Consider the following 18,955-nt stretch of genomic DNA (forward strand, 5'->3'; position numbering starts at 1 on the left):
CACGCCCGCTTCAGGCACTAATATACTGAATAAATATGAAAAATAGCATTCGCGCGTTCGCTTCACTCGCACTGGCTTTAGTGGCTTATAGCCACTCTGCATTTGCCGTGCTTTATCCGTTGCCCCCGGCAAACAGCAGTCTTATCGGTGAAAACCTTGAGGTGACTCTTCCGCAGGACAATAAACTGCCGCTGGAGGCTTTCGCCTCTCAGTACCAGATGGGGCTGAGTAATATGCTGGAGGCCAATCCTAAAGTGGATGTCTACCTGCCGCAGGGTGGCACTAAGCTTATCATTCCTCAGCAATTGATCCTGCCGGATGCACCGCGCGAAGGTATTGTGATCAACAGTGCCGAAATGCGTCTCTATTACTATCCGAAAGGCACTAACAGCGTTGTCGTTCTGCCAATCGGTATCGGCGAACTGGGTAAAGATACTCCGCTGAACTGGGTAACCAGTGTCCAGCACAAGCGTCCTTTCCCGACCTGGACACCGACAAAAGCGATGCATGCAGAATATGCAGCTAATGGTCAGAACCTGCCGGATGTCTTCCCTGCCGGACCGGATAACCCGATGGGCCTGTATGCGCTTTATATTGGTCGCCTGTATGCTATCCACGGCACCAATGCTAACTTCGGTATCGGTTTACGGGTAAGCCACGGGTGTGTCCGTCTGCGTGCTGATGATATCAAATGGTTGTTTGAAAATGTGCCGGTCGGTACCCGTGTGCAATTTATCGATCAGCCCATTAAAGTTGCCGTAGAGCCTGATGGTTCACGCTATATTGAAGTGCATAATCCGCTGTCCACGACCGAAGCTCAGTTTACTTCTAATGCGGAAGTCCCGTTAACCATTACACCAGCGATCAGCAAATTTCTGACTGACCCGGGCATTAACCAGAACGTATTGAATGCTGCACTGAAAGCGCGTTCAGGGATGCCGGTGAAAATTAATGGTGTGGGGGGTGCGATTAATACGACACCACAACCGGTGGCAGAAACCTCTGAAGCACTGCCGAAAGAAGAACCGCTGACGCCAAACACCCCACAGGGTGCGAATATTATCACTGAGCAGCCTCAGGCAGCCACAGCCGGATAAATCCGCTTTCTTCTGAGGTCTGACGAAAAGCCCCGCTTACTGCGGGGCTTTTTTTGGGCGTTGGCTAGCGGGAATGACCGTGATACCGTGCCGACCCGGACCTCTCTGCCGACGATACCAAAAGCGTCAGACCGGCTTGAGTGTGTTTCGCCGGAGTAACTGAATCATCAGCACTACCCCTCCGGCAACCACCAGCATTGCCGCCAGATAAACTGAGCGGATCCCGGCGAAATTCATCAGCAAGCCAGCCACCGGTCCGGTGATCCCCAGACCGAAATCCAGGAAGGCAGAGTAAGTTCCCAGGGCGGATCCCTGGCTTTGAGGTTCAACCTGTTTCACCGCCTCCACGCCCAGTGCAGGAAAGATCAGCGAGAAACCACAGCCGGTAAGAAAAGCACCGATATCGGCGCTCAGTACCGAATCCGCATGCCAGAGCAGAAACAGTCCGATCCCTTCCGCCAGAAAGGAGATCAGTGAAACCTTCAGCCCCCCGAAACGGTTGATAGCATTTCCTGACACCAGCCTTATGACGGTGAATCCGAGGCTATACAGCGTCAGCGTCACTGCTGCCCCGCCCCATCCGCGGCTGCTGAAATAGAGCGTGATAAAGGTAGCAATCACCCCAAAACCAATCGTCCCGGCGCTGAGCCCGAGCCCGAAAATCCACACCCGCCGGAAGACCTGGCTGAAGGGAACACGTTTAGCGACGGTCACGATAATGGCAGGCTTTTTACTGGCTAAGACAAAACCCAGCCCGCCCATGAACGCTACCAGCCCGGCAAAGCCACTGATCCCCATCCCCTGATCGAGTAATACTCCCAGAGGGGCACCAATCGCCATAGCCAGATAAGTCGCCACGCCGTTCCAGGAAATCACTCTGGCCGTATGTACCGGGCCGACGAGATTCATCCCCCACAGGGTTGCTCCCGTACTGCTGAAACTTTCGCCGAACCCCAGACAGATGCGTCCCGCCGCCAATAATACTAAGCTCAGCATCGGACGCCCGGCAACGATAGCTGCGATAATCGTCATCACCCCGCTCATTCCGCACAACACCAGGCCCAGCATAACGACTTTTTTCGGGCCGATACTGTCGGCCAGGCGACCACTTTGCGGCCGACTGATCAGCGTGGAGAAATACTGCAAACTGATAATAATGCCGGCAATGAAGGAACTGTAGCCAAGGTTATGGTGAACGAACCCGGGCAGTACCGCCAGGGGTAAGCCGACCGACAGATAGCAGAAGAAAGTGAAAATAACGACAGAGAGAATACGTAGGTTTAACTGAGTCCGGCCCAGCACTGCAGATTCAGCCATGATAAGTAAAATATCCGAAGAAAAAGAGTGAATCTTTTAATCATAGCGTCTGATGGCGCAATACGACAACCGTAAAACGCATTGTCTTCAGCACAGGCTATCGGCAGCCCGCGCAATCGCCGAGGCAATGAGCCCGGACGTCGCCAGGGGACGGACATCACTGAAAAGTCCGGTGGCTTGCGGATACGCTTTACGGAGATAGCCTAGCCACTGCTTGATCCGTGCGACATGATACAACCCGGTATCGCCCTGCTTTTCCAGCTGACAATACTTATTCAGAAGCTGTACTACCTGCGGCCAGGCCATAGGTGGCTCATTATATTTAATCACCCGGCTGAGGTTCGGCACATTCAGCGCCCAACGGCCCACCATCACATCCTGACACCCGGTCACCTTCAGGCATTGCATCGCACTCTGATGATCGCGAATTTCACCATTGGCAATAACAGGGATAGATAAACGCTGACGGATTTCACCAATCGCCGGCCAGTTAATGGCTTCTGCCTTGTAACCGTCTTCTTTCGTCCGACCGTGCACGACCAGTTCTGTCGCCCCGGCGCTGGCAACTGCATCGGCAATATCAAGGCATCGCGCACTGGAATCCCAGCCCAGCCTGACTTTTACCGTCACGGGTAATTCAGCGGGGACAGCCTCGCGCATGGCTTTCGCTGCCTGATAAATAACCTCGGGATCTTTGAGCAAAGTGGCACCGCCGCCACTCCCGTTGACCATTTTGGAAGGGCAACCACAATTGAGATCCACCCCGTAGGATCCTAATTCGACCGCACGGGCCGCATTCTCAGCCAGCCAGCCGGCATGCTGACCCAGTAGCTGGATCCTGACCAGGGTACCGGACGATGTCCGGCTGTTATGATGCAACTCCGGACAGAGCCGGTAAAACGATTTTGCGGGTAATAACTGATCCACCACCCGGAGGAACTCCGTAATGCACAGATCATAATCATTCACTTCTGAAAGAAGTTCCCTGACTAAAGAATCAAGCACGCCCTCCATAGGCGCCAGTAATACCCGCATAGGATCAGGTCCGTTCAGTCTTTTTCGGTCCCTGCGAACGACGTGGCGGCCGCGGGCTCGCATTATTCGTCCGTGGTTTACCGTTATCACCGCCTGGTTTGCGGGATGACTGACCGCGAGGGCACTGTCCGCCGCCACCCGGACGACGATCACGTCCCCCCTGGCGACCATTCTGGATGGGTTCAGCCTTGATGGACGGATCCGGCTCAAAGCCAGGCAGTGCCAGACGCGGGATTTCACGTTTCAGTAAACGTTCAATATCACGCAGCAGTTTATGTTCATCAACACATACCAGTGATAAGGCAGCACCGGTGGATGCAGCACGGCCGGTACGACCGATACGGTGAACATAGTCTTCCGCCACATTCGGCAGTTCGTAGTTCACTACGTGAGGCAGTTCTTCGATATCAATTCCCCTGGCCGCGATATCCGTCGCCACCAGGACACGGACAGCGCCGGTTTTGAAATCAGCCAGTGCCCGGGTACGAGCGCCCTGGCTTTTGTTACCGTGAATAGCTGCCGCAGTAATACCGTCTTTACTCAGCTGTTCGGCCAGATGGTTCGCCCCGTGTTTGGTTCGGGTAAATACCAGCACCTGCTGCCAGTTATCACGACCGATCAGATACGAAAGCAGTTCCCGCTTACGTTTTTTGTCCACGAAGTGAACCTGCTGACTGACCTGTTCAGAGGCAGTATTACGACGGACCACTTCAATCAGGGACGGACGATCCAGCAGTTTTTCAGCCAGCGCTTTGATCTCATCCGAGAAGGTGGCGGAGAACAACAGGTTCTGACGGCGCGGAGGTAACTTAGCCAGTACACGACGGATATCATGAATGAAACCCATATCCAGCATCCGGTCAGCTTCATCCAGTACCAGGATTTCGACAGTAGAAATATCAACGGCATTCTGATGGATAAGATCCAGCAGACGGCCCGGGGTCGCCACCAGGATATCCACACCGCCGCGCAGCTTCATCATCTGCGGATTAATGCTGACACCGCCGAAGACCACCAGCGAACGCATGTTCAGATAGCGACTGTATTCACGCACATTCTCCCCGACCTGAGCCGCCAGTTCACGGGTCGGTGTCAGGATCAATGCACGTACGGGACGACGCCCTTTCGCCACCGCAGGGGTTGTGGATAACCGCTGCAGCATTGGCAAGGTAAAGCCGGCAGTTTTACCGGTACCGGTCTGAGCGCTTGCCAGTAAATCCCCCCCTGCCAGCACAACAGGGATCGCCTGACGCTGAATAGGTGTAGGTTCACTGTAGCCTTGTTCGCTGACAGCACGCAGGATGTCGGCGCTTAGGCCGAGAGATTCAAAAGACATGGGAAATAGTTACTCCGGAACGCCCTGACCGTAAATTTACGGCGCAGTTTTCAGGGGGTAGTGTTATGTGACTCAGGGATGAGTCAGTGGCAAAAACTACGATGCATAATACAGGCAGTCTACCAGAGTTAGGAGCACTGCGCGAGTGCCATTACCTATCAATAGCGCCGGTCTGTTAAAACCTGACCGGCCGTAGTGAACTGCCATCGTTAAGAAAGATTAACTGCGTTTGTTTTCGGTATGACGAACCGGCTCTTTCGCCAGTAAGGAAATCAGGGCCGGACCCACCAACATGACAACCCCCAGCGCCCCTACCAGTAATGGATTGTGGACCACCCGGGACAGTAAGAACAGAGTTAACATTGCCGCACCGAAATAATAAGTCGTGCTGGCTTCTTCAAGATAATCGCCAATCAGTCGCAGACGTGCGATACGCTGCGTTACCATCATCGCGACCAGTACGATGACGTAAGCCGCCACCAGACCCGCGCTGACTTCAGATAATAACTGGTGTTTCCATCCCCAAATCAGGAACACAACAACACTCAGATGCATTGCAATATGGAAGCAGGTTTGCCCAGTGATAATCTGAACACGGTTAGACCATTTCATTTTTCTCTCCTGGCAGACTGTTTAGCCGCCCATACACACCGGCATCGCCGGTCAGGATTATTCAGACTAATCCAGTTTTAAAAAAAGAGCCTGTTTTTTAATTTTTACGGGTGTTTTTTTGTGACTCAGACACCAGTTTTCGCTAATCCGGCTTAGACTCAGAAACGGCATTATGCCATAAAAATCACTTTTTTTGAATTTTTTGCAATTTTGCAAAATTCCGGCAGTGAGATATTCCTCTGCAACCCCCTGAATTCAGTACGCTGTAGCAGAATATTTTTTTATCGCTCCGCACGCCCTCAGAGCCTTCAAAATGCCGGGAATTAAGCATGTTGTTATACCGGGTTGCCGTGGCAGACAGGCAATAAAAAGGGGCCCTAAGGCCCCGGCATAAAATGAACAGGAATTAGCGGCGATTACCGAAGATCCGCAGCAACATCATAAACAGGTTGATGAAGTCCAGATAAAGCGTCAGCGCGCCGACGATGCTGTAACGACGCAGATTTTCTTTATCATCGATATTGATGTTCTCACCCATATATTTCAGTTTCTGGGTGTCATAGGCGGTCAGACCGACAAAAACCACCACACCAATGTAAGTAATGGCCCACATTAACGCCGGGCTCTTCAGCCAGTAGTTCACCAGAGAAGCCACCAGGATCCCGATCAGCGCCATAAACAACAGACTGCCCATCTTGCTGAGATCACGTTTTGTGGTGTAGCCATACAGAGTCATGGCACCAAACATTCCGGCAGTCACAAAGAACGTGGTAGCAATCGATGAATAGGTGTACACCAGAAAGATGCTGGCCATGGTCAGTCCGGTCAGTGCCGAATAGAGCATAAACAACCCCGTGGCAAGCGCCCCGCTCATTTTATGCACCAGTCCGGAAAGGACAAAGACCACCGCCAACTGAAGAATAATCAGGCCGAAAAAGGTGATCTGACTGGAGAAAACAAACTCCATGACCCGGGGCGTTCTGACAGCAAACCAGCTGACAAAGGCCGTCAGCAATAGCCCGCAGGTCATCCAGCCATAGACCTGAGCCATGTAAGTTTGCAGGCCGGAACCGGCCCGTTGTAACGCTGAATTATCCTGACGTTGATATCGCTCCATGCTCCACCTCATTACATAAGTAAACTGATGCCTAAGTGTGGCACAAATCACTGTGACTGTGCCAGTGAAGGGTTAACCCCGTGCCAGACATTGCCTGTAGCGGGTATTTACCCGCTCAGCATACCAGGCCGTGGTTAGCTGACGGGTAATTTTCGGACTTTCCAGTTCAATGCCTGGCAACCTGGCCCGCGGCAGCGGACGTCCGTTCTGTTTGTCTGCCAGCCGGAAGACTTGTTTCCAGACCGTGCTTTGGGAAAACTCAGGGTCTTCTCCCAGGGTCAGCTGATGACGAAGTGAAGAAACACTGATCCCGAGGCGGCTCTGCAGGCTCAGCACCGCTTTTTCTGTACTGCCAACCCCGTCACCGTCATAACGGATCAGGTCACCGTCCAGCGCCAGTCTGCGCCCGGTTAATTGCATCACAGCCGCCTGGAACGCGGCATTCCGGCTGGCATACCAGCCGGCATTATAATCGGCAAAGCGATAAATCATCGACGGATAATCAACGGGGTAGCCCAGCAGATGGAGTGTTCCGAACCAGACACTGCCCCGACGACTGAAGACTTCACGGCGCAGTGTTTTATCCACCGGCCACGGGTAACCGGCAGCATGTTGTTCGGCAAAAGCAATACTCACCTGCATCGGCCCGGCGGTATGAACAGGATTCAGATTGCCAAACAGCCGTTGTCCCATCGGCACCGTACCGATAAGGTCATCAAAAATCGCACTCAGCTGTTGCTCATTACGCACCGAATGCAGGCGTTGAGCGTAACTTTTTCCATCCGGGGAAGGGATCTTCAGGGCCGTATCTACGACAAATTGCGGTATGTAAAGCGCTGCAGCCCGGCGATAAATCTCTTTCATCGCAATCGCTGGCAGACCATTGACCGGGGTATCTGCATTAAACCCGGACTCCTGCCCGGCAACAGCAATGACCGCACAAAGGTTTTGCGCTGACGGGGAAAGTTTCTGATGGCTGAAGGCCTGGTAAATATCTTCCGACCAGCCGGCTTTATCTCTGACCGCCGGCGGAAGCAGATGCTGAACCCGGGCTTTGACCACGGCTGGCTTTTCGGCCGACACAGAAGGCTGATGCTGGCTGCAACCTGCCAGCGTCAGTAACCCGATGCACAGCAGCGCAGAATAACGTCGCAGACTGCCGCGACCCGGTAATAACGGCCGCAGAGCGCTGATCGGCGGGATCACGGCTAACACACTCACCGTGGCTCTTCCCAGCGCTTAGCCGCCTGTTCATCACTTTCCCGCGAACTCACCCAGCGATCCCCCTGCGCAGTGGCTTCCCGTTTCCAGAAGGGTGCCTGCGTTTTCAGAATATCCATAATATAACTGGCCGCGGCAAACGCGCTGCTGCGATGCGCTGAACTGACGCCCACCAGCACAATCTCATCGCCCGGTGCCAGGCACCCTACCCGATGGATAATGGCGACCTGCTGTAAGGGCCAACGCTCCCGAGCCAGGGTGGCAATATCGTGCAGCACTTTGTCTGTCATGGCCGGATAATGCTCAAGCGTCAGGGTCGCGATGCTGTCACCGGCATTATGATTGCGCACTTTTCCGGTGAAGGTCACGATAGCCCCGTCTTCATCACTGGCTGACAGCCACTGGTAAACATCGGCGAGGGAGAACGGTGCTTCCCCGACCCTGATCATTGTCTTACTCGTCATCCCTTAACCTCCGGTTACAGGCGGAAAGAAAGCCACTTCGTCCCCGTCATTCAGGGGATGACTGAAAGAGACCAGGGTCTGGTTAACAGCCACCAGCAATTTTTCTTTTTCCAGTGCCAGGGCCAAAGGGTCATCCAGAGTCACCAGATGCTGATGTAATGCATCAACATCCGGGTAAACGGACGCGACCTTAAGTTCTGAACGTCCGGCCAGCTCACGAACGCGGGCAAAAAATAACACATTAATCATGGTCACCCGCCCTGAAATCTCCGGATTTACCGCCGGTCTTACTGACCAGCCTCACCCCGTCAATCACGATATCTTTCTGCACGGCTTTGCACATATCGTAAATAGTCAGTGCCGCGACGGACGCCGCAGTCAGCGCTTCCATTTCCACGCCGGTTTTACCGGTCAGCCGGCAAACGGCTTCAATGTGTACCTGAGCGCTGTCAGGTAACGGAGTCAGTGTCACTTCTGCTTTGCTGAGCATCAGCGGATGACAGAGAGGGATAAGCTCCCAGGTGCGCTTAGCGGCCTGGATGCCGGCAATCCGCGCCGTGGCAAAGACATCACCTTTGTGGTGGCTGCCGTCAATGATCATCTGCAGGGTCTGCGGATGCATACAAACGTAAGCTTCTGCACGTGCTTCACGTACTGTCTCAGATTTGGCCGAGACATCGACCATGTGTGCATCGCCGGCACGGTTGATATGGGTGAGTTGGGACATAATCAGATTTTCTTAAGCTGAGAAACAAAATTACAGGGACGGGTGGTGGCATCGATTTGTGAGCAGATAATCCGCTCCCAGGCCTGACGACAGGCACTGGTGGAGCCAGGCAGCGCAAATATCAGTGTCTGATTAGCAAGGCCCGCCAGTGCCCGGGACTGCAGCGTCGCCGCGCCGATATCTTCGTACGAAACCATCCGGAACAGCTCACCAAACCCCTCAATAGTGCGGTCGAGCAGAGGTTCAATGGCCTCGGGCGTACTGTTTTTGGGATGGAAGCCGGTGCCACCGTTGATAATAACGACCTGCACCTGCTCACTGGCAATCCAGCGGGAGACACCGGCCCGGATAGAGTAACGATTATCAGGGCAGATAAGCTGCTCAGCCACCTGGTGCCCCGCCTCACGGATGGCTTCTGCTAAATAGTCACCTGAGCTGTCCTGCGAGGCATCACGGCTGTCAGAAACGGTCATGATCGCCACGGATAACGGCACAAACTCTTTCGGGGATTTACTCATTCTGTCTCTCCTGATTATCCACCAATAAACGACAGGTTCTGCGTGATCCCGGTATTTCCCTGGTGCAGAAAATGGGTCTGTTTTTTCCGGCCCAGGCTTTGACGGATCCTGGCCAGTAATTCATCCTGATGCTGATCATCTGCCAGTAAATCGCGCAGCGGTATGCCGTGCTCACCGAACAGACAGAGGTGCAGGTTGCCGATGGCCGACACCCGCAGCCGGTTGCAGCTCAGACAAAAGTCTTTTTCATACGGCATGATAAGACCGATGCTGCCCTGGTAATCCGGATGGGAGAAGACCTGTGCCGGGCCATCATCTTTTGCCCTGGCCTGTAATTGCCAGCCCAGATGCAGCAGTTGCTGACGGATAACCTCTCCGGAAACATGATGTTTTCTGAACAGTGCACTGCCCTCACCGGTTTCCATCAGTTCAATAAAGCGCAACTGGATCGGTCGTGATTTTATCCAGTCAAGAAACATGTGAAGCTGATGGCTGTTGAGATCTTTCATCAGCACGGTATTAACTTTGACCTGTGCAAAACCAGCCTCAAAGGCGGCATCGATGCCGCCCATCACCTGGTGCAGTTTATCCTGCCCGGTGATGGCATAGAACTGGCGGGCATCGAGGCTGTCAATGCTGACATTCACGGCGGTCAGCCCGGCATCCCGCCACTGCTGAATATCGCGCTGCATACGATAACCGTTGGTCGTCATCGCAATCTTACGCAGCTCAGGGTTTTCCCTGACCGCAGCGATGATTTCAGTGAAATCCCGCCGCAAAGAGGGCTCTCCCCCTGTCAGGCGGATCTTTTCCGTTCCGGCGGCTACGAATGCCCGGCTGACCCGGCGGATTTCATCCAGGGATAAAAAACCTTTATTACGGACAGACTGTGGCCGGTAACCCTCCGGCAGGCAATAGGTGCAGCGGAAGTTACAGACATCGGTCACGGACAGTCGTAAATAGTAAAAACGCCGGTCAAAGGTATCAATTAACGAAGACACAGGAACACCTTTCCAAGTCGGGAGATGCGGTCATTTCTTCCCGCACCCTGGCAGTTTGTGACTGCGGCCCGACCGCCATATTCGTGGAGAAACTTAGGTCAGACGGGCTTTGAGTGTAAATTATCCGTACAGATAATCGTCTGTCAGCGATTCTAGCGCGAAAGCACAGCCTGCACCATGCCGTTTGTCAGCCGGCATTTGATGTCAGACAGGTTAAACACAGATTTATCTTCTGTTCAATACACTATGCTTAACCGAAGATGTTGATTTATTCTACCCATTATCCTGTAAAACTTTTGCCGCTCAGGATGGCAGCTCATTTAAGGAGTGTTATGAACCGCACACTGGCAGATTTGGATCGTGTTGTGGCTATCGGTGGAGGGCATGGATTAGGCCGTGTTATGTCCTCACTCTCTTTCCTGGGCTCCAGACTGACCGGGATAGTCACCACGACAGATAACGGCGGTTCGACCGGCAGGATCCGTCGTTCAGAAGGCGGTATCGCATGGGGAGATATGCGTAACTGTCTGAACCAGTTAATCACCGAACCGGGTATTGCCTCTGCTATGTTTGAATACCGCTTCAGCGGCAATGGTGAACTGGCAGGTCATAACCTCGGTAATCTGATGCTGAAAGCGCTGGATAATCTGAGTGTGCGCCCGCTGGAAGCCATCAATCTTATCCGTAACGTTCTGAAAGTGGATGCTCTGCTGATCCCGATGTCAGAGCAACCGGTCGACCTGGTGGCCACTGACAGTAAAGGACAGGCTGTTTACGGTGAAACTGCCATCGATGCCATGACAGAAACGCCTGCAACCCTTGAGCTTTGCCCGCAGGTTCAGTCAACCCGTGAAGCCATCGGCGCTATTGCCGAAGCTGACCTGATCCTGATTGGGCCCGGCAGTTTTTATACCAGTCTGATGCCGGTTCTGCTGCTGGAGCAGATGGCGACAGCACTCCGTCGGACTCCCGCCCCGATGATTTTTATCGGCAACCTCGGTCGGGAAATCAGTCCTGCCGGGACATTGAGTGTGGCCGATAAACTGATGAAAATGGAACAGGTCATTGGCCGTCAGGTGATCGATGCCGTGGTCGTCAGTCCCGCCACCGATACGGCGGGACTGAACGGGCGAACAATTATCCGGCATCCGCTGGAAGCCGGTGATATTCGCTACCGCCATGATCGCCAGTTGCTACATATTGCGCTGGAAAAAGCCGTTCAGGCCCTCAGTTGAGGGCCGGGAGGTCGCCGTAACACTACGATGTGGCAATAAACAATGCACGGAGTTCGTGTAATTCATCGCGGACCCGTGCTGCCTCCTCAAATTCAAGATCCATCGCGTGCTGCTGCATACGGGCTTCCAGTTCGCTGATCTTTTTCTGCATGGCCTGTGGCGTTAAGGCCGCATATTCTCCGCCGTTTCCGGCCACACCGCGGCCATTCTGTTTGTCCCGCGATTTCCCTTTCGTTTTCCCGGCCGACTGCCCCAGTTCCAGAATATCGGTCACTTTCTTGTTCAGCCGCGTGGGGACAATACCGTGCTCCGCATTCCAGGCTTCCTGTTTTTCACGACGACGTTCGGTTTCGTCGATGGCCCGTGCCATGGAGGGTGTGATGCGGTCGCCATACAGGATGGCCTTACCATTGATATTACGTGCGGCACGTCCGATGGTCTGGATCAATGAACGTTCCGAACGCAGGAAACCTTCTTTATCCGCATCCAGAATAGCCACCAGCGAAACCTCCGGCATATCCAGCCCCTCACGTAACAGGTTAATCCCCACCAGCACATCGAATTCCCCGAGACGTAAGTCGCGAATAATTTCCATACGCTCAACGGTATCAATATCCGAATGCAGATAACGGACCCGCTCACCATGTTCTTCCAGGTATTCGGTCAGATCTTCTGCCATCCGTTTGGTCAGTGTGGTCACCAGCACACGTTCATTCAGGGTCACCCGCTGACGGATTTCTGAGAGCAAATCATCCACCTGAGTCGCCACCGGCCGCACCTCAATAATCGGGTCAAGCAATCCGGTCGGACGTACCACCTGTTCTATCACTTCCCCGCCGGATTTTTCCAGTTCATAGGCCCCGGGCGTTGCAGAAACATAGATAGTTTGTGGTGCCAGCGCTTCAAATTCTTCAAATTTCAGTGGCCGGTTATCCAGCGCTGACGGCAGCCGGAAACCATATTCCACCAGATTTTCCTTACGGGCACGGTCTCCGCGATACATACCGCCTATCTGCGGAATAGTCACGTGAGACTCATCGACCACCAGCAGACCATCGGCAGGCAGATAGTCAAATAAGGTCGGTGGAGCCTCACCAGGTCCGCGTCCGGAAAGATAACGCGAGTAGTTTTCAATCCCGGAGCAATACCCGAGTTCGTTCATCATCTCCAGATCAAACTGGGTACGCTGCGCGATACGCTGCTCTTCCAGCAGCTTATTATTTTCCAGTAACACCCGGCGCCGGTCAGCCAGTTCGGTTTTAATCTCTTCCATGGACTGAACAATACGTTCACGCGGTGTCACATAGTGCGTTTTCGGGTAGACGGTGTAACGCGGTATCGTCTGTGCAATCTGCCCTGTCAGCGGGTCGAAAATCGATAACCGCTCGACTTCATCATCAAATAACTCTACCCGCAGGGCAATTTCATCCGATTCTGCAGGGAAAATATCAATCACCTCGCCACGCACGCGGAACGTTCCGCGCTGAAATGCCTGATCGTTACGTGTGTACTGAAGCTCGGCCAGCCGGCGCAGGATACTGCGTTGATCAATGATCATCCCGCGGGTCAGATGCAGCATCATTTTAAGATACAGATCCGGGTCACCCAGACCATAAATCGCCGAGACCGATGCCACCACAATAACATCTTTGCGCTCCAGCAGGGCCTTGGTGGCAGACAGACGCATCTGCTCTATATGTTCATTTACAGAGGCATCTTTTTCGATAAAGGTATCAGAACTCGGCACATAAGCTTCCGGCTGATAATAGTCATAATACGAGACGAAATATTCCACCGCATTGTCAGGAAAGAAGGCTTTCATTTCGCCATACAACTGTGCCGCCAGCGTTTTGTTGGGGGCAAGTACCATAGTCGGACGGTTAAGGTCCGCAATCACATTGGCGACCGTAAAGGTTTTGCCTGATCCGGTGACCCCGAGCAATGTCTGATGCGCCAGACCGTCTTCCAGACCTTCCTCCAGTTGCCGGATAGCGTCCGGCTGGTCACCGGATGGACTGAATTCAGAATGGAGTTTAAACACTTTGCTCATCGTATGCCTGCCTGTTGCGTTTGACGGTGCGGGGTAACTATTTTACTCGCTGACTGAAAATATGCCAATCGATACACTGTATATATAGCCAGTTCTGTTAAAAAAAACTTAACAGCGCAGACCCTGAAACAGACCCTTCCCCCCGCTAAACATCTCTCCGGTCGGGTTATCCACCGGAACTTTGTTCCTTTACCTTTTGTCAAGCGATTGTCATAAAGGCATGGCAAAATTCCGGGTGGCAATACGCGAAGACTTGCTTTTAATTAACTAGTTGAATAAATAAGAATAATAAGAAAAGCCCGGTTTACAGCCAGCCTGTTGCCAGCCCGCATATTTCCTTGCGTCAGCGCTGTTTTACGACGCTAATGCACATAGTTATCCACAGGAATGGTGGATAACTGATTTTAGCCCAGAGAGGACCTGCTGTGCATAAAGTGCAGGAGGTGGAAAATACCGGTTAAAAAATATTTTTTTAAGTTTTTTTACCGTTTTACGACGGGTTTCATTGCATTCATAACCGCTGCCAGCGCGGTATTTTTGACTACAGTCAAGCCCCCTGACTCAGATTTTATCACTTTTTAGCCTTTTTGCTGCACCACGATACCTGCACTGAAGCACCGACAAAGTGCAACCATTTCTTAACCTGGCCCACAGGCGGGAAAAAACCGTACTGCAGGCCCCTGCGCTTTCAGGCAGGCTCACGATCCGGGGGGGTCGTAAAAGCTGGCCCGGATATTGCTTGATCAGGTAAAAGCTGTCGCCGGAGGGAGAGATGACACGGACTTGCTGTCCCGTGTTCATTCGTCAGGCCTTGTTTACTACGAGAGGAGTTCAACAGATGCTGAGTTTACGTGCTATCAATCAATTTTACGGTCAAAACCATACACTCTGGGATGTGGATTTGGATCTGATGCCAGGCTCATGCACTGCTGTGCTCGGTCAGCACGGAATGGGTAAAACCACCCTCGTTAACTGTATTATGGGGTATTTGCCGGTCAACAGTGGCACCATGACCTGGCAGGAAAAAAACGCCCCGCCCCGCGATCTGAATCTGCAACCTTCAGAACAACGGGCCGGGATGGGCATCGGGTATGTCCCTCAGGCGCGTAATATTTTCTCCCGGATGAGTGTGGAGGATAACCTGATGATTGCGCTGAAAGCCGCCCGCAGTAACGGACCACTGGCGATCCCGCCGATGATTTTTGACCTTTTTCCTCATTTGTATGACCTGCGCCACCAGCGTAGTGGCGACTTATCCCCGGATCAACAGCAGCAACTGACCCTTGCCCGGGCGCTGGTATTACAGCCCAAGCTGCTGATCCTGGATGAACCGACTGAAGGTATGTCCCCCTGGCTGGAGGAAGATATGGGCAACCTGCTGCGTTGCCTGAATCATCAGTACGGTATGACCATCCTGCTGCTGGGGCAAAGAGTCTCCTTTATCCGTCGTGTTGCGGATTACTTTTTATTACTGCATCGCGGACGGAATGTGGCCACCGGCCGGGTGGCCCAACTGGATGAGGGAATGATCAATAAGTGGCTGACCTGATACTCTCCGGCAAATCAAGATAGCGACCGCAGGATGAAAACTCCGTATCGTCAGTTAAGTGCGGGATCTCCCCCAGCAAAGGCGCCGGAAGAGAGTGCATCAGTGTGTGCAGGTATGGCTGATGCCGGTATTGCGGCGGCTGTACATTGCTGGCTATCCAGCCCGCCAGCACCTGTCCGGATGCCTGTATCGCCTCCGCCGTCAGTAGTGCATGATTGATACAGCCAAGCTTCATCCCCACCACCAGAATAACCGGGAGTTGCTCACGGATAACCCATTCAGGATAAAGAAACCCTTCACCCAGAGGGGTAAACCAGCCACCTGCCCCTTCAACAGCAATCCAGTCCGCTTTGGTTTTCAGATGCTGTAATCCTGCAGACATCGCCTGTGCTGTTACCGGCCGGTTCTCCGCCTGACTGACTATATGCGGTGAGGTTGCCTCTGCGAAAGTTAACGGGTTAATCTCAGCGTAGTGCAGCCCCGACAGACTGTAGCGTTGCAGCAACAGCCCGTCCCGGTTACGTAATCCCTCCGCGGTCATCTCCGCCCCGGAAGCTACCGGTTTGTAACCCGCGGCCCGCCATCCCCGTTGCGCGGCTGCCTGTAATAACCCGCAGGTTGCCACCGTCTTGCCGGCATCCGTGTCGGTGCCTGTGATAAACCAGCAATTTTTCATCCTTTGACTCCATACAATAACTGATAACTTAACCGGTAGCCCTGTCCGTCTTTCGGCCAGGCGGCATCCAGCAGCGCAAGGCGATGCCGCGTTAACGGTTTGCCGGTGCTCCGCTGATGAAGATGGCTGGCACCCACCCCTTTCAGTGACCAGAGCGCGGATTTCGCATCCGGAAAATGCAATGTGATCGTTTCGCTGAACAGCGAGATACCATATCCGGCAGTCGCCTGCTCAACGGCCGCTTTTGTCAGGAAACGATTGATGTGCGTACTTCCATCCAGCGCCTGCCAGGCGAGATCAACCTCGGGTAGCGATCCCGCCAGCAGCGTGGAAAACCGCAAACCTCCGCCGGGGACTAAAGCGGACAATAACCGTCCAAGACACTGTTGCAAATTGCCGCTCCACTGCAACGCTAAATTGCTCCAGACCATGTCGAAACTGCCGGGTCCGAAAGGTAACGCATCCAGGTCGGCCTGCACGAAGCTGTCAGCCGCCTGCCGGTGTCGGGCAACGGTCAGCATCTGCGATGAAATATCCAGGGCAGTGACGTAATGCCCCTGACGGCGAAAATAGCGGCTGTACCAGCCGCTGCCGCATCCGGCATCCAGCACCCTCCCGTGTTGCGGGGGCGGTGCCATTTCCAGCAGACGATCCCCGCAAAGACGTTGCAGCATGGCATAACTATCATAAGTGGCCGCCGCCCGGCCAAAGGCCCGCCCGATGGCAGCTTTATCTATGTTCAGTTTTTCACTCATCTCAGCGGGCCGCAGCATACAGTTGCTCCGCTAATTGTCTGATTTGTTCCGGCTGATGAGCGGCTGAAAGCGTTATCCGTAATCGGGCACTGCCTGCCGGAACGGTCGGAGGCCGTATCGCATTGACCCAGACCCCGCCCCGGCGCAGGGTCATCGCCAGCTGCTGAGCCGCCTGATTATCGCCGATGATCAATGGCTGGATAGCACTTTCTGAAGGAGCCAAAGCCCAGGGGAGATCCGCTGCCAGCTGACGAAAGCAGGCAATATTCTGTTGCAGCTTCTCACGCAGCTCGTCTCCTCCGGCCACCAGCCTCAGTGCGGTGTCGATAGCGACCGCCTGTGCCGGGGGCATCGCGGTACTGTAAATCAGATGCCTCGCTTTTTGTCGCAGGTAGTCTGCCAGCTCCGGCCCGCAGAGAATTGCGGCCCCGCTAATGCCCGCAGCCTTACCGAAAGTCACCACCAGGATATCCGGGCGGATCTGTTGCTGTGAGCAACTCCCGCGGCCCTGAGGACCACAAACGCCAAACCCATGAGCATCGTCCACCACCAGCCAGCTCCCCGAACGGTCGGCCAGCTGGCGAAGTGCGGCCAGAGGCGCCTGGTCACCGTCCATACTGAACACCCCTTCGGTGACGATCAGGCTTTCTCCGTCACAGGAAGAACGGAGTAATTGCGTCAGGCTGCTCAGAGAGTTGTGACGGAAACGGCGCAGGTTCGCCGGACTCAGATGCGCGGCCTCCAGAAACGAGGCATGCATCAGTTTGTCAGCCAGCAGCCGATCCGTTGCTTGTGCCAGTGAAAACACCAGAGCCTGATTCGCGGCAAATCCGGACTGAAACAAGAGCGCCTGCGGAAACCCCAGCCATCCGGCCAGCGTCTCTTCCAGCTGCTGATGAACCGGGGTATGCCCGGTCACATGCCCTGACGCGCCGGCACCGGCTCCCCACCGGCTAAGCCCCTGCTGCCAGGCAGAAATAATCTCCGGGTGATGACTTAGTCCGAGATAATCATTGGATGAGAAATGGTGAAATTCCGTCTCCCCGGCCCGAACCCGGCCCCCGGCCAGCGGAGTAACAGGGAGCCGCGTCCGCCAGAGTCCGGCATTCCGTTGCTGCTGAAGCTCCTGAGTCAGGCGTTGCTGCCAGCTCATTGCGCCGCCGCGTTATAAAACATCGGGGTATCGGCGGTGAGCAATGCCTGCTTTAGCGACTCTTCCCGTGCCCTGTCCCCCTGGTCGGTATCACTCTGCTCCGGCCTGAGCCCCAGTTTACGGAACAGTTTCATGTCATGATCTTCTTCAGGATTCGGGGTTGTCAGTAATTTACAGCCGTAAAAGATGGAGTTTGCGCCGGCCATAAAACACATGGCCTGAGTCTGTTCATTCATCTGCTCCCGCCCTGCAGAAAGCCGGACATAAGAGGATGGCATCATGATGCGCGCGACTGCAATGGTGCGGATAAAATCAAACGGACAGACATCTTCGTTGTCGGCCAGCGGGGTGCCTTTCACTTTCACCAGCATATTGATGGGGACACTTTCCGGCGGCACCGGCAAATTCGCCAGCTGAACCAGCAGCCCGGCACGATCGTTAACGGTTTCCCCCAGCCCGACGATCCCCCCGGAACAGACTTTAATGCCGGCATCTCTGACGGTTTCCAGGGTATCCAGACGTTCCTGATAACTGCGGGTCGTGACGATACTGCCGTAAAACTCCGGAGAGGTGTCCAGGTTATGATTATAAAAATCCAGCCCGGCCCCGGCTAACCGCTCCGCCTGTGCCGGGGTCAGGGTACCCAGCGTCATGCAGGTTTCCATACCCATCGCTTTCACCCCGGCAACCATCTGTTCCAGGTAGGGCATATCCCGATCGTGCGGATTTTTCCAGGCCGCCCCCATACAAAAACGGCCGGATCCGGCCTCCCGCGCTTTACGTGCTGACGCCAGGACTTCCTGCACCTCCATCAGCCTTTCGGATCCCAGACCGGTCTTATAACGGGCACTCTGCGGGCAGTATTTACAGTCTTCCGGACAGGCACCGGTTTTGATCGACAGTAAGGTACTGACCTGTACGCTGCCGGGATCAAAATGTTGCCGGTGGATCTGCTGAGCCTCAAACATTAGCTCCAGAAAGGGTTTTTCAAACAATGCGTTGGCGCGGGATAAGGTCCAGCGTTGTGACATGACATGCTCCGGATAGTTAACAACCACGATGATTATGCGTATACTTGTAAACTAAATCTTT

At 54.0% G+C, this 18,955-nt stretch carries 19 protein-coding genes and 1 riboswitch; of the genes, 3 read left to right on the plus strand and 16 right to left on the minus strand.

Annotated features, from left to right (window positions below):
- Positions 1–35: 35 nt before the first annotated feature.
- Positions 36–1,097, plus strand: coding sequence for a L,D-transpeptidase family protein (locus tag GTPT_RS13530; protein ID WP_051170826.1), 1,062 nt, complete (start codon positions 36–38; stop codon positions 1,095–1,097).
- Between the two features lie 126 nt (positions 1,098–1,223).
- Here GTPT_RS13530 and GTPT_RS13535 read toward each other — a convergent pair whose 3' ends face one another.
- From GTPT_RS13535 to moaA, 11 genes are all read right to left on the minus strand, one after another.
- Positions 1,224–2,414 carry an MFS transporter gene (locus GTPT_RS13535; protein WP_025902910.1) on the minus strand — a complete coding sequence of 397 codons (1,191 nt, stop codon included), beginning with the start codon at positions 2,412–2,414 and terminating at the stop codon, positions 1,224–1,226.
- An 87-nt stretch (positions 2,415–2,501) separates the two neighbouring features.
- A complete protein-coding gene (gene dusC / locus GTPT_RS13540) occupies positions 2,502–3,449 on the minus strand; it encodes a tRNA dihydrouridine(16) synthase DusC (RefSeq protein WP_025902911.1) in 948 nt (315 codons plus the stop codon).
- Positions 3,450–3,453: 4 nt separating this feature from the next.
- Positions 3,454–4,785 (minus strand): ATP-dependent RNA helicase RhlE, encoded by a 1,332-nt coding sequence (gene rhlE / locus GTPT_RS13545; RefSeq protein WP_071780132.1) that lies wholly within the window; start codon positions 4,783–4,785, stop codon positions 3,454–3,456.
- Between the two features lie 219 nt (positions 4,786–5,004).
- Positions 5,005–5,397 carry a YbhQ family protein gene (locus tag GTPT_RS13550; protein ID WP_025902913.1) on the minus strand — a complete coding sequence of 131 codons (393 nt, stop codon included), beginning with the start codon at positions 5,395–5,397 and terminating at the stop codon, positions 5,005–5,007.
- Positions 5,398–5,803: 406 nt separating this feature from the next.
- Positions 5,804–6,514 carry a Bax inhibitor-1/YccA family protein gene (locus GTPT_RS13555; protein WP_029990784.1) on the minus strand — a complete coding sequence of 237 codons (711 nt, stop codon included), beginning with the start codon at positions 6,512–6,514 and terminating at the stop codon, positions 5,804–5,806.
- Positions 6,515–6,586: 72 nt separating this feature from the next.
- The gene (locus GTPT_RS13560; RefSeq protein ID WP_051170831.1) at positions 6,587–7,669 is read right to left on the minus strand and encodes a DUF1615 domain-containing protein; all 1,083 of its coding nucleotides are present in this window, start codon (positions 7,667–7,669) and stop codon (positions 6,587–6,589) included.
- A gap of 62 nt (positions 7,670–7,731) precedes the next feature.
- Positions 7,732–8,199: a molybdopterin synthase catalytic subunit MoaE gene (gene moaE / locus GTPT_RS13565; protein WP_029990780.1), complete on the minus strand. Its 468-nt coding sequence runs from the start codon at positions 8,197–8,199 to the stop codon at positions 7,732–7,734.
- Positions 8,200–8,202: 3 nt separating this feature from the next.
- Entirely contained in the window at positions 8,203–8,448 is a 246-nt protein-coding gene (gene moaD, locus GTPT_RS13570; RefSeq protein ID WP_025902917.1) for a molybdopterin synthase sulfur carrier subunit, read from the minus strand.
- Complete coding sequence (gene moaC / locus GTPT_RS13575; protein WP_025902918.1) at positions 8,441–8,926, minus strand: cyclic pyranopterin monophosphate synthase MoaC; 486 nt, start codon at positions 8,924–8,926, stop codon at positions 8,441–8,443. Before moaC ends, moaD begins: the two co-directional genes overlap by 8 nt.
- A 2-nt stretch (positions 8,927–8,928) precedes the next feature.
- The gene (moaB, locus tag GTPT_RS13580) at positions 8,929–9,444 is read right to left on the minus strand and encodes a molybdenum cofactor biosynthesis protein B (RefSeq protein ID WP_029990778.1); all 516 of its coding nucleotides are present in this window, start codon (positions 9,442–9,444) and stop codon (positions 8,929–8,931) included.
- A 14-nt stretch (positions 9,445–9,458) separates the two neighbouring features.
- Positions 9,459–10,445, minus strand: coding sequence for a GTP 3',8-cyclase MoaA (gene moaA, locus GTPT_RS13585; RefSeq protein ID WP_025902920.1), 987 nt, complete (start codon positions 10,443–10,445; stop codon positions 9,459–9,461).
- Positions 10,435–10,573, minus strand: a riboswitch (molybdenum cofactor riboswitch). It overlaps the preceding gene by 11 nt.
- Before the next feature lie 204 nt (positions 10,574–10,777).
- On the opposite strand from moaA, the gene yvcK reads away from it, so the two are divergent.
- Positions 10,778–11,680, plus strand: coding sequence for a uridine diphosphate-N-acetylglucosamine-binding protein YvcK (yvcK, locus tag GTPT_RS13590; RefSeq protein ID WP_029990776.1), 903 nt, complete (start codon positions 10,778–10,780; stop codon positions 11,678–11,680).
- 22 nt (positions 11,681–11,702) lie between these two features.
- Here the strand turns inward: yvcK and uvrB are convergent, their stop codons facing one another.
- Positions 11,703–13,730, minus strand: coding sequence for an excinuclease ABC subunit UvrB (gene uvrB / locus GTPT_RS13595; protein ID WP_025902922.1), 2,028 nt, complete (start codon positions 13,728–13,730; stop codon positions 11,703–11,705).
- Positions 13,731–14,568: 838 nt separating this feature from the next.
- Between uvrB and GTPT_RS13600 the strand changes: the two genes are divergently transcribed.
- On the plus strand, positions 14,569–15,279 hold the full coding sequence (locus GTPT_RS13600; RefSeq protein ID WP_029990774.1) for an ATP-binding cassette domain-containing protein: 711 nt from the start codon (positions 14,569–14,571) through the stop codon (positions 15,277–15,279).
- On the opposite strand, the gene bioD is transcribed toward GTPT_RS13600, so the two are convergent.
- The 4 genes from bioD to bioB are packed head-to-tail and all read right to left on the minus strand — an operon-like array spanning position 15,260 to position 18,894.
- Positions 15,260–15,955, minus strand: a complete 696-nt coding sequence (gene bioD / locus GTPT_RS13605; protein ID WP_029990773.1) for a dethiobiotin synthase — start codon at positions 15,953–15,955, stop codon at positions 15,260–15,262. The genes GTPT_RS13600 and bioD overlap by 20 nt on opposite strands.
- Positions 15,952–16,728, minus strand: coding sequence for a malonyl-ACP O-methyltransferase BioC (gene bioC / locus GTPT_RS13610; protein ID WP_235501128.1), 777 nt, complete (start codon positions 16,726–16,728; stop codon positions 15,952–15,954). The genes bioD and bioC overlap by 4 nt, the downstream gene beginning before the upstream one ends.
- Complete coding sequence (gene bioF / locus GTPT_RS13615; RefSeq protein ID WP_025902926.1) at positions 16,712–17,863, minus strand: 8-amino-7-oxononanoate synthase; 1,152 nt, start codon at positions 17,861–17,863, stop codon at positions 16,712–16,714. Before bioF ends, bioC begins: the two co-directional genes overlap by 17 nt.
- Positions 17,860–18,894, minus strand: a complete 1,035-nt coding sequence (bioB, locus tag GTPT_RS13620) for a biotin synthase BioB (protein ID WP_025902927.1) — start codon at positions 18,892–18,894, stop codon at positions 17,860–17,862. The genes bioF and bioB overlap by 4 nt, the downstream gene beginning before the upstream one ends.
- Positions 18,895–18,955: the final 61 nt, after the last annotated feature.

The organism is Tatumella ptyseos ATCC 33301, assembly GCF_000735525.1.
In the GTDB taxonomy this organism is placed as follows: domain Bacteria; phylum Pseudomonadota; class Gammaproteobacteria; order Enterobacterales; family Enterobacteriaceae; genus Tatumella; species Tatumella ptyseos.